Origin of the sequence: Rhodococcus sp. AW25M09 (assembly GCF_000333955.1) — a bacterium.
In the GTDB taxonomy this organism is placed as follows: Bacteria; Actinomycetota; Actinomycetes; order Mycobacteriales; family Mycobacteriaceae; genus Rhodococcoides.
On record NZ_CAPS01000013.1, the window covers coordinates 1 to 14,489 of the forward strand.

At 65.2% G+C, this 14,489-nt stretch carries 13 protein-coding genes; 6 read left to right on the plus strand and 7 right to left on the minus strand.

Annotated features, from left to right (window positions below):
• Positions 1-416, plus strand: a 416-nt coding sequence (locus RHODMAR_RS02585) for an SdpI family protein (RefSeq protein ID WP_232433554.1), incomplete at its 5' end; no start/stop codon positions are given.
• Positions 417-438: 22 nt separating this feature from the next.
• On the opposite strand, the gene RHODMAR_RS02590 is transcribed toward RHODMAR_RS02585, so the two are convergent.
• Positions 439-1,524 (minus strand): DNA polymerase domain-containing protein, encoded by a 1,086-nt coding sequence (locus tag RHODMAR_RS02590; protein WP_008710990.1) that lies wholly within the window; start codon positions 1,522-1,524, stop codon positions 439-441.
• Between the two features lie 2 nt (positions 1,525-1,526).
• Positions 1,527-2,576: an ATP-dependent DNA ligase gene (locus RHODMAR_RS02595; protein ID WP_042937709.1), complete on the minus strand. Its 1,050-nt coding sequence runs from the start codon at positions 2,574-2,576 to the stop codon at positions 1,527-1,529.
• Between the two features lie 90 nt (positions 2,577-2,666).
• Between RHODMAR_RS02595 and lppU the strand changes: the two genes are divergently transcribed.
• Positions 2,667-3,269 (plus strand): LppU family putative lipoprotein, encoded by a 603-nt coding sequence (gene lppU, locus RHODMAR_RS02600; RefSeq protein ID WP_008710994.1) that lies wholly within the window; start codon positions 2,667-2,669, stop codon positions 3,267-3,269.
• Positions 3,266-4,705 carry an MFS transporter gene (locus RHODMAR_RS02605; protein ID WP_008710996.1) on the plus strand — a complete coding sequence of 480 codons (1,440 nt, stop codon included), beginning with the start codon at positions 3,266-3,268 and terminating at the stop codon, positions 4,703-4,705. The genes lppU and RHODMAR_RS02605 overlap by 4 nt, the downstream gene beginning before the upstream one ends.
• A gap of 1 nt (position 4,706) precedes the next feature.
• Here RHODMAR_RS02605 and RHODMAR_RS02610 read toward each other — a convergent pair whose 3' ends face one another.
• The 3 genes from RHODMAR_RS02610 to RHODMAR_RS02620 form a co-directional block, all read right to left on the minus strand.
• Positions 4,707-5,681 (minus strand): GGDEF domain-containing protein, encoded by a 975-nt coding sequence (locus RHODMAR_RS02610; RefSeq protein WP_008711000.1) that lies wholly within the window; start codon positions 5,679-5,681, stop codon positions 4,707-4,709.
• A 103-nt stretch (positions 5,682-5,784) separates the two neighbouring features.
• Positions 5,785-6,702 (minus strand): universal stress protein, encoded by a 918-nt coding sequence (locus tag RHODMAR_RS02615; RefSeq protein ID WP_008711001.1) that lies wholly within the window; start codon positions 6,700-6,702, stop codon positions 5,785-5,787.
• A complete protein-coding gene (locus RHODMAR_RS02620; protein WP_008711003.1) occupies positions 6,699-7,706 on the minus strand; it encodes an Acg family FMN-binding oxidoreductase in 1,008 nt (335 codons plus the stop codon). Before RHODMAR_RS02620 ends, RHODMAR_RS02615 begins: the two co-directional genes overlap by 4 nt.
• 347 nt (positions 7,707-8,053) lie before the next feature.
• On the opposite strand from RHODMAR_RS02620, the gene RHODMAR_RS02625 reads away from it, so the two are divergent.
• A complete protein-coding gene (locus tag RHODMAR_RS02625) occupies positions 8,054-8,488 on the plus strand; it encodes a cupin domain-containing protein (protein WP_008711005.1) in 435 nt (144 codons plus the stop codon).
• A 241-nt stretch (positions 8,489-8,729) separates the two neighbouring features.
• A complete protein-coding gene (gene ilvD / locus RHODMAR_RS02635) occupies positions 8,730-10,457 on the plus strand; it encodes a dihydroxy-acid dehydratase (RefSeq protein WP_008711006.1) in 1,728 nt (575 codons plus the stop codon).
• A gap of 116 nt (positions 10,458-10,573) precedes the next feature.
• Here the strand turns inward: ilvD and RHODMAR_RS02640 are convergent, their stop codons facing one another.
• Positions 10,574-12,721, minus strand: a complete 2,148-nt coding sequence (locus RHODMAR_RS02640; RefSeq protein ID WP_008711008.1) for an MFS transporter — start codon at positions 12,719-12,721, stop codon at positions 10,574-10,576.
• Positions 12,722-12,909: 188 nt separating this feature from the next.
• On the opposite strand from RHODMAR_RS02640, the gene RHODMAR_RS02645 reads away from it, so the two are divergent.
• The gene (locus tag RHODMAR_RS02645) at positions 12,910-13,527 is read left to right on the plus strand and encodes a TetR/AcrR family transcriptional regulator (protein ID WP_042937707.1); all 618 of its coding nucleotides are present in this window, start codon (positions 12,910-12,912) and stop codon (positions 13,525-13,527) included.
• A gap of 96 nt (positions 13,528-13,623) precedes the next feature.
• Here RHODMAR_RS02645 and RHODMAR_RS02650 read toward each other — a convergent pair whose 3' ends face one another.
• A complete protein-coding gene (locus RHODMAR_RS02650; protein ID WP_008711011.1) occupies positions 13,624-14,280 on the minus strand; it encodes a hypothetical protein in 657 nt (218 codons plus the stop codon).
• Between the last annotated feature and the right edge of the window lie 209 nt (positions 14,281-14,489).

The window sequence follows — 14,489 nt, forward strand, 5'->3', positions numbered from 1 at the left end:
TGCACCCGGAGCCGACGGAAGGATCGACTGTGGACGCAAATGCCGCTCGAGACATAGCTGTGGCGATTGCGCTGACACTGTTCGCGTTGTCGCTGACCGTGTACATGACGGCGTCGGTGACCAAAGGGCCGGATCAGCAACCCAATTCGCTCATCGGCATCAAGACGCGAGCAACCAAGTCGAGTGCGGAAGCCTGGGTTGCTGCGCATCGTGTTGCGTACCCGTACATGATGGCTGGTGCCATCCACTGCCTGGCGTCGGCGGTGCTGATCGCAGGGCTACTGGTCCTGGGCTTTGTCCCCGCGACAGCGATGCTGACGCTGTCGGCCGCCTTGGCTCTCGGGGCCGGCGTCATCCTGACCATGAGTGGAATCAAGGCCGATCGCGAAGCGAAAAGACATGCGCGCATCGGGTGATCAATATGCGTCAGCAACTCCGTCAGCCCTCGGTGCGATTTCCCTCCGCATCCCAGTGCTCGGCGACTTTCTTCGAGGGCTGCACGCGAGGCGGTTCGCCGGGCATCTTGGGGTAGTCGGGCGGGAAGTTCAGCTCTCCGCCCGGCAACGTTTCCCACAGGCGCAGAAGGGGTTCGAGAGAGTAGGCCCGAGAATCCATGTCGGACCACGGGTCCCCGTCTTTCGACATTTCCGGGACTGTCACCAGGTTGTACTCTCGCGGATCGGCGACGTCGGCCAGCTGCGACCACGTCATCGGAGTACTGACGGGTGCCCCGGGTCGTGCCCGCAGACTCCAGGCACTGGCGATGGTTCGGTCCCTGTTGTTCTGGTTGTAGTCGATGAAGATCCGTTCTCCGCGTTCCTCTTTCCACCAGTTGGTGGTCACGCCGTCGTCGCGGCGTTCGAGTTCCCGGCCCAGACCGATGGCTGCGTGGCGAACCTGCTCGAAGGTGTATTTCGGCTCGATGCGGACATAGATATGAATGCCCCGATTACCGCTCGTCTTCGGGTAGCCGCGTAAGCCCAACTCCTCCAGCAGCTCTCGCGTCACGTCGGCGACTCGCAACGCGTCGGCGAAGGTGGTGCCCGGCTGCGGATCGAGGTCGAGACGCAGCTCGTCGGGATGGTCCACCTCCGGTCGCCGCACGGGCCACGGATGGAAGGTCAGGGTCCCCATCTGAGCGGCCCACACCAGGGCGGCCGATTCGGACGGGCACAGTTCCTCGGCGGTCCGCTTGCTGGGGAACGCGATCTTCACCGTCTCGATCCACTCGGGCGCACCCTTGGGTAGCCGCTTCTGATAGAAGCCGTCGCCCTCCTTGTCCTGCGGACCGAGCGCCAATCGCATGCCCTCGCGATAGCCGTCGGGCCACCGTTCCATGGCTGTCGGGCGGTCGCCGATCGCCCGCATCAGTGGCTCCCCGACTGTGGCGAAATACTCGCAGACCTGCAGCTTGGTGATCTCGGGAGTGCGTTCGGTGGCCTCGAAGATCACCCGATCGGGGCTCGATACTCGCACCTCGCGCTCGCCGGCCTGCACGAACGCCGGTGGCGTTTTCGCGGCCACCTCTATCGCCCCCCGGCTATCACATCGGCCACGTCGTAGCGCACCGGAACCTCGAGCTGGTCGTAGGCACACGAGCGCGGATCACGATCGGGTCGCCAACGCAGGAACCGGGCCACGTGCCGCAACCGAGCACCCTCCATCTGGTCGTACGCCACCTCGATGACCCGCTCGATGCGCACCGGAATCCAATTGCGGTCGTTGGACGAATTCCAGCGCGTCGCCTCACCGTCGTAGGTGACGTCCTCGCCGAGTCGGAGCGGTTCGAGTTCTTCGAGCAGTTCCAGCCGACGCTTGTCGGTGAACGCCGACGCGCCACCGATCATCCGCAGATCATCGCCGTCGTAGAGCCCGAGCAGCAACGATCCGATACCGTTGCCGGACTTGTGGATTCGATAGCCGATCAACACGCAGTCCGCGGTGCGGGCATGCTTGATCTTGATCATCTCGCGCTTGTTGGGCAGATAGAGCCCATCGAGCTTCTTGGCCACCACACCGTCGAGCCCGGCACCTTCGAACCGCTCGAACCAGTCCTGCGCGACCTCGGCATCATCGGTGGCCGAGGTGACGAAACAGCTCGGCCCGCCCGCACCGACCGCGTCGAGCAATCTCGCTCGCCGCGTCGAGAACGGCTCGCTCGTCAGGTCCTCGTCGCCGAGGGCCAACAGGTCGAATCCGATGAACTGGGCGGGGGTCTTTTCCGCGAGCATCGTCACCCGACTCGCTGCGGGGTGAATTCGCTCCGACAACGACTCCCAGTCCAGCCGAGTGGAACCGTTCTTCTCTCGGGGCACCACGATTTCGCCGTCGACGATGATCCTGTCCGGCAACTCGGCCTTGACCGCCTCGACCAACTCCGGGAAGTAGCGGGCCAGGTCCTTGCCTCCGCGTGAACCCAGCACCACCTCGTCTCCGTCCCGGAAGACGATGGCGCGAAAGCCGTCCCATTTCGGCTCGTAGGACCACGCCGGCGGGCCGTCCGCGGGCTGCGCGGGCACCACTTTGGCCGCCTTGGCGAGCATCGGCGCGACCGGGACTGCAAGAGGAAGATCCACGCAGATCATCCTGCCTCATGCGGCCGACAAGCGAGTCCGATATTTTCTACACACACGGTCGATGCAGAATCTACGAGGGCAGGACTCACCATGGCGTCACCTAGTCGTTCGGTTCGCGCTCTCGTCGCTGCGCTCGCCGCGGGCACGGCCCTGATACTCCTCGGCGGGTGCGCCTCGGAGGTGTCCGGCACTGCCGTCGCCATCTCCGGTGCCTCCATTGCGCCCACTACGACGAGCCCTCCCCGCACCACCCCGAACGCCCCGCCCGTCGACGACGGCGGCAGCGTGGACATCGACGTCGAGATCGGCGACTGCGTGAGCCTCGGCGGGACCGTCGACGAGGCAACCATCGCCAACGCGAACTGCGGATCTCCGCAGTCGAACTACGTCGTCTTCGCCAAGACGCCGACCTCGGCCGAATGCCCGGCGGACGCCGATCAGTACTACTACGAAACCTATTTCGACATCGAGCAGGGAGCCCTGTGCCTCGACATCGACTGGATAGTCGGTGGATGCATGGACCTCGTCGGTGAATTCGCCCAACGGGTGGACTGCGCCACCCCCGGTGCCGACACTCGTCGAGTCGTCACGATCCTGGAGGGCTCCTCCTCGGTCGACGACTGCCCCGACCCGGCGCAATACGGCTTCGAAAAGGACTCGCGCAACTTCGTCGTCTGTGTCGAGAAGTTGTGACCACCGAGAGCATTGCGCTCTCGAGCGCGCGAGGACGCTGGATCGTCGCAGCCACGGTGCTCGGCTCGTCGCTGGCAATGCTCGACGCCACCGTGGTCAATATCGCGCTCCCTGCGATCGGTCGCGACCTCGGTTCCGGCGTCACCGGTCTGCAGTGGACTCTGAGCGGCTACACCCTGGCGCTGGCCTCGCTGATTCTGCTGGGCGGATCCCTCGGTGACCGACTCGGGCGTCGACGCGTCTTCGTCTGGGGCACCGTCTGGTTCGCGACCGCGTCGGTTCTGTGCGGCCTCGCTCCCAACATCGAGGTGCTGATCGCGGCGCGGCTGCTGCAGGGCGTCGGCGCGGCCTTGCTCACGCCCGGGTCTCTCGCGTTGATCTCGGCGTCGATCAAGGCCGAGGATCGAGGAGCGGCAATCGGACTGTGGTCGGGATTGGGCGGCGTCGCGTCGGCGATCGGCCCGTTGCTCGGCGGTTGGTTGGTCGACGCCGTGGGCTGGCGCTCGGTGTTCCTGATCAACATTCCACTCGCTGTCGTGGTCGTGTGGGTGGCCGCGAAACATGTTCCGGAGAGCCGAGATCCACATGCGGCGGGCCGGCTCGACCTGCCCGGTGCCGTCACGGTCGCGGCGGCATTGGGCCTACTCACGTACGGGCTCATCGAATCGCACATCCTGGCTCTGGCTCTCGGAGTCCTCGCAATCGCCCTGTTCGTGGTCATCGAGCGTCGCTCACACGAGGCACTGGTGCCGCCCTCACTGTTCGCATCCAGGGTGTTCCTGGCGGCCAACCTCGTCACGTTCACCGTCTACGCAGCCCTCGGCGGAGTGTTCTTCCTGCTGGTGTTGCAACTGCAGTTCGCCGTGGGCTACTCGCCCATCGCAGCCGGAGTGGCCACATTGCCGATCACCGCACTGATGCTCCTGCTCTCTGCCCGCGCGGGTCGGGTCGCCGGACGTATCGGGCCGCGCATCCCGATGACCGTCGGTCCACTGTTGTCGGCACTCGGCCTGCTGTTGATGCTGCGAATCGGCCCTGAATCTTCCTATCTCACAGACATTCTGCCCGCGGTGTTCATCTTCGGCCTCGGTCTGTCCACGCTGGTGGCCCCGTTGACCGGGGCCGTTCTGGGTGCGGTGTCCACCGACCGCGCCGGTATCGCATCGGGAGTCAACAACGCCGTGGCGCGCACCAGCCAACTACTGGCCGTTGCCGCCCTGCCTGCGCTCGCCGGTATTGTCGGATCCGATTACTCTGCGCCAGAGGTGTTCTCGGCCGGCTTCCACACCGCGATGCTCCTGTGCGCCGGGCTGTTGGTGATCGGCGCCGTGATAGCCGCGGTACTGATTCGCGGGACCGGCGACGAGGCGTCGAATTGTCCACCGCACTGCGATCTGGCCTCGCCGCCGACCGGTCGCGGCAACGCCGACCGATAGCTCACCGGCTCTCTCTACGAGCGCGTTTCACCTCGTACAGAACCGCGTCGGCGCGGGCGAGGACATCCGAGACCGGCTCCTCGGGGTCGGTCGATTCCGCAGTCCCGACGCTGGCATAGGGCAGCGACCAGGCGGTAGTTCGGATGAATTCGTCAACCGAGTCTCGGCCGTGCCCGGTCAGGAGTGCGGCGAACTCGTCGCCACCCAGGCGCGCGATCACCGCGCCCCGAGGAGCCACGCGCGACCAGGCCCGGGTCAGATCGATCAGCAATTCATCGCCGGCACGGTGTCCGGCAGAATCGTTGACGGCCTTGAAATCGTCGACGTCGACGATCACTACCACCAGCGGAGACCCTGCCGTTCTGCCTCCGCTCGGCTCGGCTGTTGTCATCTCCCAGCCGGCTCGGTTGAACACCCCTGTCAGGGGATCGGTGCACGACGCGACGATCAGAGCCTTGGTCACGACGCCGAACGCCTCTCCCGCAGCGGCTATCGCTACGCCGAAGACCAGGTACGAGATCGGATACATCGGAGCGGGCGAGACCCACACCGCCGAGAGGACCGCGACCACGAGAACGGCGATGAGCGCTCTGCCGGGCACGTCCGAGTGGAACGCCCGGATATACATCGCCAGAAACATTGCCGCCAACAAGCACTGGCTCTGCGCCGCCGCAAGGTGATGGAAGGCCATCACCGCAGGTGTCGAGACCATGGCGGCAGCCAATGCCCACCGATGCGCCACCGACGTTCCGGGGCGAAGCCACAACAATGCGGCCCCGGCCGTCCCCAGGCAGATGGCCACGACGCCACCGGAGATGTCGGCGGTCACTCGGTCGCCGTGCGGCAGGAGAGTCAGGATCACCCCGGCCGCATACAGGCCAGTCGTGGCCAGCAAGAAATACAACAACAGCCGCGTCCGAAGGCCCGCGGTCCCGTGCACCGAACCCGGATGCAGAACGTGATCGAACGAGCGCATGGCCTCTACCCTGCCAGTACGTACCCGCGCGGTCTCGGCCAGGCGCGTGAACCCGCTCCGCACACAAGGCCGCTCACCGCGCTGCGGACTCGGCTCGGCACGGTCAGATGCGGGACAGAGCGGACCCCTCGTCGTGATCGACGTCGGTCCGGCAGATCATCACCGGGCAGTGCGCGTGTCGCGTGAGGTTGCTGCTGGTAGATCCGAACAGCGCTCTGGCCACCACTCCTCGGCCGTGACTGCCGACCACGACGAGCCCGGCGCGCTTGGACAGATCTATCAACAGATGCGCAGGGTTTCCCTGCCGCACAACATGTTCCACCGCCACATCCGGGTACTTCTCGCTCCGACCGGCGAGAGATTCGGACAGCAGCAGCTGTTGCTCACGCTCGATCTCGGTACTGTCGGGCGATCCCGGCAGGGACAGTGCCGCGCCTTGGGACAACGAACTCCAGGCAAGCGCGGCGATCATCGGCACACCGAACATCGACGCCAGATCGAAGGCTTGATCGACGGCGACCTCACTCGTCGCGCTCCCGTCGATGCCGACCAGGATCGGTGCGTCGACGATGTCGGCTCCCTCCCGCCACACGACCACCGGACACAGCGCCGAGTTGGAGGTCGTCTGCGCCGTACTCCCGAACAACGCCGACACGATCGGACCGGAACCGGAGTTGCCGACGACGAGCATGCGCGCGGTACGAGAAAGCTCGACCATCATCGCGGACGCGGTCGCAGTGTGCACGGACGTGGTCACCACACTGTCCGGATGCCGCGCCAGCACTGCGGTGGCGACATCGGTGACGATCCGTTCGGCCGCGCAGCGCTGTTCGGCCCACACCTCCCTCGGTACGACCGATGCGGACTCGCCCATGTAGAAGGCGGGCTGCGTCACCGCCGAGGCGATGTGCAGTGGAGACTCCACTCTCTCGGCCAGGCCTGCAGCCCACTGAACCGCGTCGGCACTGCTGGACGAACCATCTACGCCCACCACGATTGTCTGATGAGCTGCGAGAATCATGATCGGTTCCTGTTCACTACGCGAGCCGGTACGGGGACCGACAGCACCGAGGCCACCGGATGTCGCGGGGTTCGGGGCGGCGGCGAGCCAATCATGGCCGTACCGACTCGAATCAGCACCTGGGCAACTCCGCCTCGAGGAGTCAGCGACTCGACCAGCTGCCTGCTACCCGACTGCTCTGTCATATGGGTCAAGGGGCACGTGGCCAGCCCGTCTGCGGTCGCTGCCAGCAGGAACGAGGACATGGCTCGGCCGCAGTTCAACCAGTCCAGACGATCATCGGATTCCGTACCGAGCAGGACCACCGTGGCCTCGTCTTCGACGGGTTCCTGCGCGAGCACCCTGGCGACCCGGTGCGGTTCGGGGAATTGCCGTCCTACCCTGACCCTCGACGCATCCGCGTGGTCCGTCAGGGCCTCGGGTGGAATCCCTCCCGATCGGAACGAATGCCCCGCCCACCAGCGGATCTCCGCCTGATACGTCGCGTCGTACTTTCGGATGCTCGCGCTCAGCATCGAGGCCTTCGCCAACGTCTGGGTGGACTCTGCCGACAGGACGGTCAGCTCGACGCCGTGAGTGTCTCGGCCCACGTACTTCGTCAGATCTCGACCGGCGGATACTGCCCCGAACGCCCGCCTGTCCGAGTGGCGACGGTTGATCGCAGCCAGCAGATCGAACTCGTGCGACCGAGGATGCGCGTCGTGTGCGAAACGGATCCGCGCGAGATGATCCGGCGCACCCGGTGTGGGCAACACGTCGATGTCGGCCGTCCACCGAAACGCCGCGGCAGCCTTGTGAAGATGGTCCAACGCAGCTCCGCAGCTCATCACCATCTGCCGCTCGGTGGGGTCTATCACCCCGAGCAACCGGGAGCGGTCGGTGTACAGATCGAGTCCGTGTGCGGAGTAGGTCCACCTCCACGGCTGACTGTTGTGTACCGACGGCGCGCGACACGCCAGCTCCACCAACATCTCCAACACTGCCGAATCCGGCTGACCGTTCATCTTCACTCCTCGACCTCCCACCGCGATGCGGCGTCTCCACATCACTGTCGCCCCCGGCTCGCGCAGCTCGACAGGGCCATTCGTCACTCGATGCAGGGCATTCCGGTAGAGGTCGTCGACCGGTCAGCAGGTCATGTCCCATTCGAAGTTGTGAAGTCTTTTTCGCCGGCATCGGGTCTTTCGCCTCTATTGGACGGAGCCCATCAGGAATACGTTCGCAACCGGATGAATTCTTCCCTTCGATCCACTCGAGGAGCCCTCTGTGTCCGAGGAACCAACACCGACCGCAATTCCGGACGACGATCCGTCCCGCGAGCTCACCGTCGCGCGGGCCGACGACGAGAGGATTGGTCGGCGACACCTACACGATCCTGGTCAGTGGTGCCGACTCCGACGGCAAGTACACGTTGATCGACATGCACGTTCCGTCGGGCGGTGGACCGCCGCCGCATCGCCACGATTTCGAGGAGATGTTCACAGTCCTCGACGGAGAGATCGAGGTGAGGTTCCGCGGTGAGACAGTGACCGCGGGAGCTGGGGTGACGATGAACATCCCCGCCAATGCCCCGCACTCGTTCGTCAACCGCTCCGATCGAGCCGCGCGGCTGCTGTGCATGTGCACCCCTGCGGGCCAGGATGAGTTCTTCGCTCTGGTCGGCCAACCCGTTGCCAGCCGCACCGAGGCTCCGATTCCCCTCGACGAGTCCGCCATGCACGCGTTCATCGAGAAATCGCAAACGTTGGCACCTGAATTCCGCACCGAGCTGCTACCGCCGGAGTAGCGCTGGCTCCGGGCGTCATGCATCGGGCGTCATGCATTCGGGCGTCATGCATTCGGGCGGGAACGAACCAGGCCGCAGGACCCACCCGACAGTCATCTCCACATGCAGGGTGACGGTGATCCGTCGCCCCGGCGAGCGGTCGGAAGCAGCGGGATTAGTGTTGACGGTGAAATGCGACCGGAGGAGTGGAACCTCCAGGACGCGCCCGATGATCCACGTCCGCCGACCGTTCAGGAGTGCCATGACGACCCCGCAGAATCCCCCAGAAAATCAGCCTGCCGACGTCGACGTCAAACCACGCAGTCGCGACGTCACCGATGGCCTGGAGAAGACAGCTGCCCGCGGCATGCTCCGCGCCGTCGGGATGGGCGACGACGACTGGGGAAAGTCTCAGATCGGTGTCGCGTCGTCGTGGAACGAGATCACCCCGTGCAACCTCTCGCTCGAACGTCTGGCCAAAGCAGTCAAGGAGGGCGTCCACGCTGCCGGCGGCTACCCGCTGGAATTCGGCACGATCTCGGTGTCCGACGGCATCTCGATGGGTCACGAGGGCATGCACTTTTCGCTGGTCTCCCGTGAGGTCATTGCCGACAGCGTCGAAACCGTCGTCAGCGCAGAACGTCTCGACGGTTCCGTCCTGCTCGCCGGTTGCGACAAGTCCTTGCCCGGAATGCTCATGGCCGCAGCACGCCTGGATTTGGCGAGTGTCTTCCTCTACGCCGGCTCCACACTGCCCGGTTTCGCCACCCTGTCCGACGGTAGCGAACACCAGGTGACGATCATCGACGCATTCGAGGCCGTCGGGGCCTGCTCGCGTGGGCTGATGTCGCGGGCCGACGTCGATACCATCGAACGCGCCATCTGCCCCGGCGAGGGAGCCTGCGGCGGCATGTACACCGCCAACACCATGGCCAGCGCAGCCGAGGCGATGGGAATGTCGTTGCCCGGCAGCGCATCCCCGCCCGCACCGGATCGTCGACGAGACGGATTTGCGCACGCCAGCGGCGAGGCCGTAGTCGACCTGCTGCGACGCGGTATCCGTACCAGCGACATCCTCACCAAAGAAGCGTTCGAGAACGCCATTGCCGTCGTCATGGCCTTCGGTGGCTCGACCAACGCCGTATTGCACCTACTGGCCATCGCTCACGAAGCTCAGGTGGATCTGACCCTGGCGGACTTCACCCGCGTCGGCGCAAAAGTTCCCCACCTGGCGGACGTCAAGCCGTTCGGTAAGCACGTCATGACCGACGTCGACGCCATCGGCGGAGTACCCGTCGTAATGAAGGCGCTGCTCGACGCCGGCCTGATGCACGGCGACTGCATGACCGTCACCGGAAAGACCGTGGCGCAGAACCTCGCTCACATCGCACCGCCGGATCCCGACGGGAAGGTGCTGCGCGCCCTCGACAAGCCGATCCATCCGACGGGCGGCATCACCATCCTCGAGGGCACCCTCGCCCCAGGCGGGGCCGTCGTCAAATCGGCAGGCTTCGACTCCGACGTATTCGTCGGTACCGCACGAGTTTTCGAGCGGGAACGCGCAGCCATGGATGCACTCGAAGACGGCACCATCGCCGCAGGTGACGTTGTCGTCATCCGCTACGAGGGACCCAAGGGCGGACCCGGAATGCGCGAGATGCTCGCCATCACCGGAGCCATCAAGGGTGCCGGACTCGGCAAGGATGTTCTGCTGCTGACCGACGGCCGATTCTCCGGCGGCACCACCGGCCTGTGCGTCGGGCACGTGGCCCCCGAGGCCGTCGACGGTGGTCCCATCGCCTTCGTCCGCGACGGAGATCAGATCCGACTCGACGTCGGCACGGGCACCCTCGACCTGCTCGTCGATGCAGCCGAAATGGACTCCCGAGCTCAGGGCTGGGCACCACTGCCGCCGCGCTACACCCGTGGAGTGTTGGCCAAGTACTCCAAGCTGGTGGGATCGGCATCGAACGGCGCGGTGCTGATCTAGCTCCGCACCCGCCCCCGCCCACACCACCCCCCCTTTCCGCGTCAATGGACCATTGCATACGTCTGGGCAGTTTCAAGTGGTCCATTCACGCGAAGGGGAGGGGACCGGAGGCAGACCTACAGCGGCATGGCCCACATCGAGCTCGAGCGCTCCTTGAATTCGGTGCAGGTCGCGTGCTGCTTGCTTGCCCTCTGGTAGAAGGTCTGCAGCGGCGCAGCGGGTGGGGCGGGCGTCGGCGCGGGCGCAATCGGGAGATCGCTGAGCTCGAGTGCAGCATCGAGGGCTTCCTCTGCCTCGATGCGTCGGGTGCGGGCCAGATTCGACAACGCGAGTTGGTGAATCGTCACCCGATCCCCGGACGTGCCCTCCATCGTGGCCAGTCGGGCCACCGAGACGTCCAACTCGTGCACCTTCGAGGCCAGCTGGTAGATGCTGGGGCGCTCGAGCTCGGCGTCCACCAGTGCCGTGCTCGCAGCCTTCGGCGTGGCCTCCTCGGAACTCCTCACGACCTTCGGCGCATCACGCTTTTCGGCCTTCTCGCGCTTCTCGGACTTCGCCAGCGACGGCCGCTCCAGTAGCTGCTCGAGTTCGGCCACCTCGCGGTCGGCCGCTGCGTCCTTGACCCGCGGAACGGCGAAGGCCACGATCGGCTCGAACGCGATCTTCTCTGACGTCGTCGTCAGGGCGGTGTTCTTCGAGGGGATCAGCACCGCCACGATCACGGTGCCGACACCGAACACCGCGGCCGCCACCAGGCTCGTGTGCGCTACCGAAACACCGAACGCCGCGACCGCGTTGGCCTCGAGGTTGTCGGCGAAGCCGCTCAGGAAAGCGTTCTGCTCGCGAATGATGTCGGACACGATCACCGCACCTGCGAGCGAATCCTGGGAAGCAGCAAGCCCTTCCGCGGCCTGGCCGCTGTACTGGCCGTTCGGTTGCTTACCCGGAAAAGTCTGCAGAAAGCCTTCGATCCCCTGGCGATACGACGCTGCGAGCACGGATCCCAGCACGGCGATTCCGAGAGATCCGCCGAGTTCGAGGGCAGTGTCGTTGAGTCCGCCACCCACACCGAGCTTGCTGTCCGGAAACTCGCCCATGATGGCGTCGGTGCAGGGCGAGACGGACAGACCGATAGCGAGTCCGAGCAGGCTCAGCACAGGCAGAAAGTCGATGTACGTTGCCGTGGGGTCGATCCCGATGAGTGAGACGACGGACAGTGTCCCCACGATCATTCCTGCGGTCACCGTCACGCGAGGTCCGAGCTTGGGCGTCAGCCACATCGTGATGCCGGATCCGACGAACACCGCACCGGCCAGCGGCAGCAGGTGCACGCCGGTGGACACCGGTCCGTAACCGAGAGCGAACTGGAGATACTGGGCGACGAAGTAGATCGCGCCGAACGTGACGAGGAAGAACACCAGCACCGCGAGGGTGGCACCGCTGAGGATGCGAGAGGAGAACATTCGCACGTCGAGCAGCGGATTGGCATGTCGCAGTTCCCATCCCACGAACCCCACGACCGACAACAGTCCGACGAGCCCGAAGTACAACGGTCCGACGGTCCAGCCGGAGTGCATTCCCTCGATGATGGCGTAGACGATGGTCGACACGGCCAGGACCGACAGCAGTCCACCGATCCAGTCGATCACGCCCGGGTCGACGGCCCGCGACGGCGGAACCAGGATGACTGCTCCGACGATGGCCACCAGCGCGATCGGCACATTGATCAGGAATGTCGAGTGCCAGCTGTAGCTTTCGAGGAGCAAGCCGGCCAACAGCGGACCGGCTGCAATGGCGAGTCCGGAGGTGGCCGCCCACACGGTGACCGCGGTGGCGCGCTCCCGCTTGGGAAACGTCGAGACCAAGAGCGACAGGGTCGCGGGCATGACGATTGCTGCGGCGACGCCCATGACGATGCGCGCCAGGATGACGCCGAGAGTGGCGTCGGTGAGCGCCCCGGCGATCGACCCGGCGACGAAGATGATCAGGCCGAGGATCAAAGCGCCTCGTCGGCTGTAGCGATCGCCGATCACGCCACACAGCAGCATCAACGCCGCGTAAGGGACGGTGTAGCCGTCGATCACCCATTGCAGGTCACTGCTCGACAGGCTCAGGTCCATGGTCATCGACGGCGCTGCGACCAGCAACGAAGTGTTGGCCATGACCACGATCAACAAGCTCAGGCACAGGACCACCAGCGCCGACCAGCGTCGTGCGTACGGTTTGTGCATATCTTCGACAGGCGTCATCGCAAGCAACGTCATTGTGTTCCCCCCCATTGGCAAAGTACGACACACCTTGCACAGTGCTGTGCAGCTTAAGAAGGATCGTCTAAGATCTGCAATCTTTTGTGGCGGCAGCCACACTCTGGGCACGCGATCGTGCTAGATGTTGAACTGTGCGCAAGACGACGGAGTCGAGAGCGAGCGCACGGGATGCCACAGCGCCCCCCGTGCAGCGACGTGACGCCCGCTCGAACCGTGCGCGAATTCTCGATGTCGCACAACGGGTACTGGCGGACAATCCGGAGGCGACCATCAGCGATGTTGCGGCCGCGGCAGGGGTCGTCCGGCGAACGGTCTACGCCCACTTCGCCTCTCGCGAAGCGTTGATCGACGGCATCGCACTGGAGGCAGCGGAACGTATATCGGCCGCGCTGGCCCGCGTTCCTGCTGCGGAAGAATCGGCGGTGACGGTGTTCGTGCGGCAGACACTGGCCCTGACGCGCGTCGGCGATCAGTACCGGCTGCTACTGGCAGTGGCACGAACAAGCCTGGGACACAACAGCATTCACGACATTCTGGGACCAATGCGAGAATCGGCCGCCGCCGTCATCCGGCGCGGTCAGCGCGAGGGCGTGTTCTCGTCCTATCAGGCCGCAGACGTCCTCATCCTCAACATCGAGGCCATCGCGCTGTCGATCCTCGACGCCACCAATGCCGGACTCCTCACCGACCCGGCCGGGGCTGCCACGACGTCGAGCCTGGTGTTGCTGGGGATCGCCCCGAACGACGCGGAACGCATCGTCGCCGACATCCGGGCTGCCGATTCAGCCACATCTGTCGGTTGACAACAGTCGGACGTTCGAAGCGACGAATGCCCCGCTCGAGGTACGTCTGGTGCACCGAGCGGGGCATTCGGTCGAGCTACGGCCGGAGCCGAAAGATCAGGGGGCCGGGACGAATCCTGCGCCGAGTCCGTTGCCCTGATCGACGTTGCGAAGAATCGCATCGAAGTTGGTGCCGACCTCGGGGCCGAAGCACGCAAGGCCGAGATAAGCGTTGACCATGCCGACGAGGGTGTTGCCGACGACGACCGGGCTGCCCGAGTCACCTTCGACGACGCACAGCTGAGCCCACGTCTCCTGTGACTGCAGGATGTCGCCGTACGCGAGGCCGCAGGTGTTGCCGGTGGTACGGCCTTCCTTGCAGACGATGTTCGGGAACCCGGTGGGCGGGCCCACCTGGCTGATGGTCACGTTGCCGACGCGGTTGATCGGGGCGACCTTGTCACGCTGAAATTCGATGACGGCGTAGTCGTACTCCGGGTTGGAGAACGCGATACGGCCGACCTCACCAAGCGAGGTGTCGTATTCGGGGACGATGGAGTCGCCTGCGCGGCCGCAGTGGCCTGCGGTGAACCCCACCAGACTTCCGTTGCGGTCGTTACCGATCGTCGTCAGCGTGCACTCCGCCTGACCGCCGACGATGATTCCCGAGCCGCCGCCGAGAGCAGCTGGAGCGGCCGCGGATGCGGTCCCCACGCCGACGCTGGCTACGATTGCAGCCGCCCCCACGACGACGAGCATGATTTTCTTGAACATGTACTCCCTCTCAGCGGTGTCGGCAGAACAGTAGCAACAACAAGTGTGAGAACACGAGTGAGTCGCTCATACGTCCTGCTCGAGGGCGGCAAGAGTGGTGCGCGCCTCCTCCAGTTGCCGGCTCAGCTCTGCAACTCGGCTGGCTGCCTCTTCACGCGCGTGAGAAATCACGGCCTCGACCGCATCCCGTGCGATGGGATCACCCAACT

Bases quoted from the DNA above. Each gene is read 5' to 3' on its own strand.
- lppU (WP_008710994.1), top strand. From the start codon at position 2,667: ATGGCGTCACCTAGTCGTTCGGTTCGCGCTCTCGTCGCTGCGCTCGCC.
- RHODMAR_RS02610 (WP_008711000.1), bottom strand. From the start codon at position 5,681: ATGCGCTCGTTCGATCACGTTCTGCATCCGGGTTCGGTGCACGGGACC.
- RHODMAR_RS02615 (WP_008711001.1), bottom strand. From the start codon at position 6,702: ATGATTCTCGCAGCTCATCAGACAATCGTGGTGGGCGTAGATGGTTCG.
- RHODMAR_RS02620 (WP_008711003.1), bottom strand. From the start codon at position 7,706: ATGAACGGTCAGCCGGATTCGGCAGTGTTGGAGATGTTGGTGGAGCTG.
- ilvD (WP_008711006.1), top strand. From the start codon at position 8,730: ATGACGACCCCGCAGAATCCCCCAGAAAATCAGCCTGCCGACGTCGAC.
- RHODMAR_RS02640 (WP_008711008.1), bottom strand. From the start codon at position 12,721: ATGACGTTGCTTGCGATGACGCCTGTCGAAGATATGCACAAACCGTAC.
- RHODMAR_RS02650 (WP_008711011.1), bottom strand. From the start codon at position 14,280: ATGTTCAAGAAAATCATGCTCGTCGTCGTGGGGGCGGCTGCAATCGTA.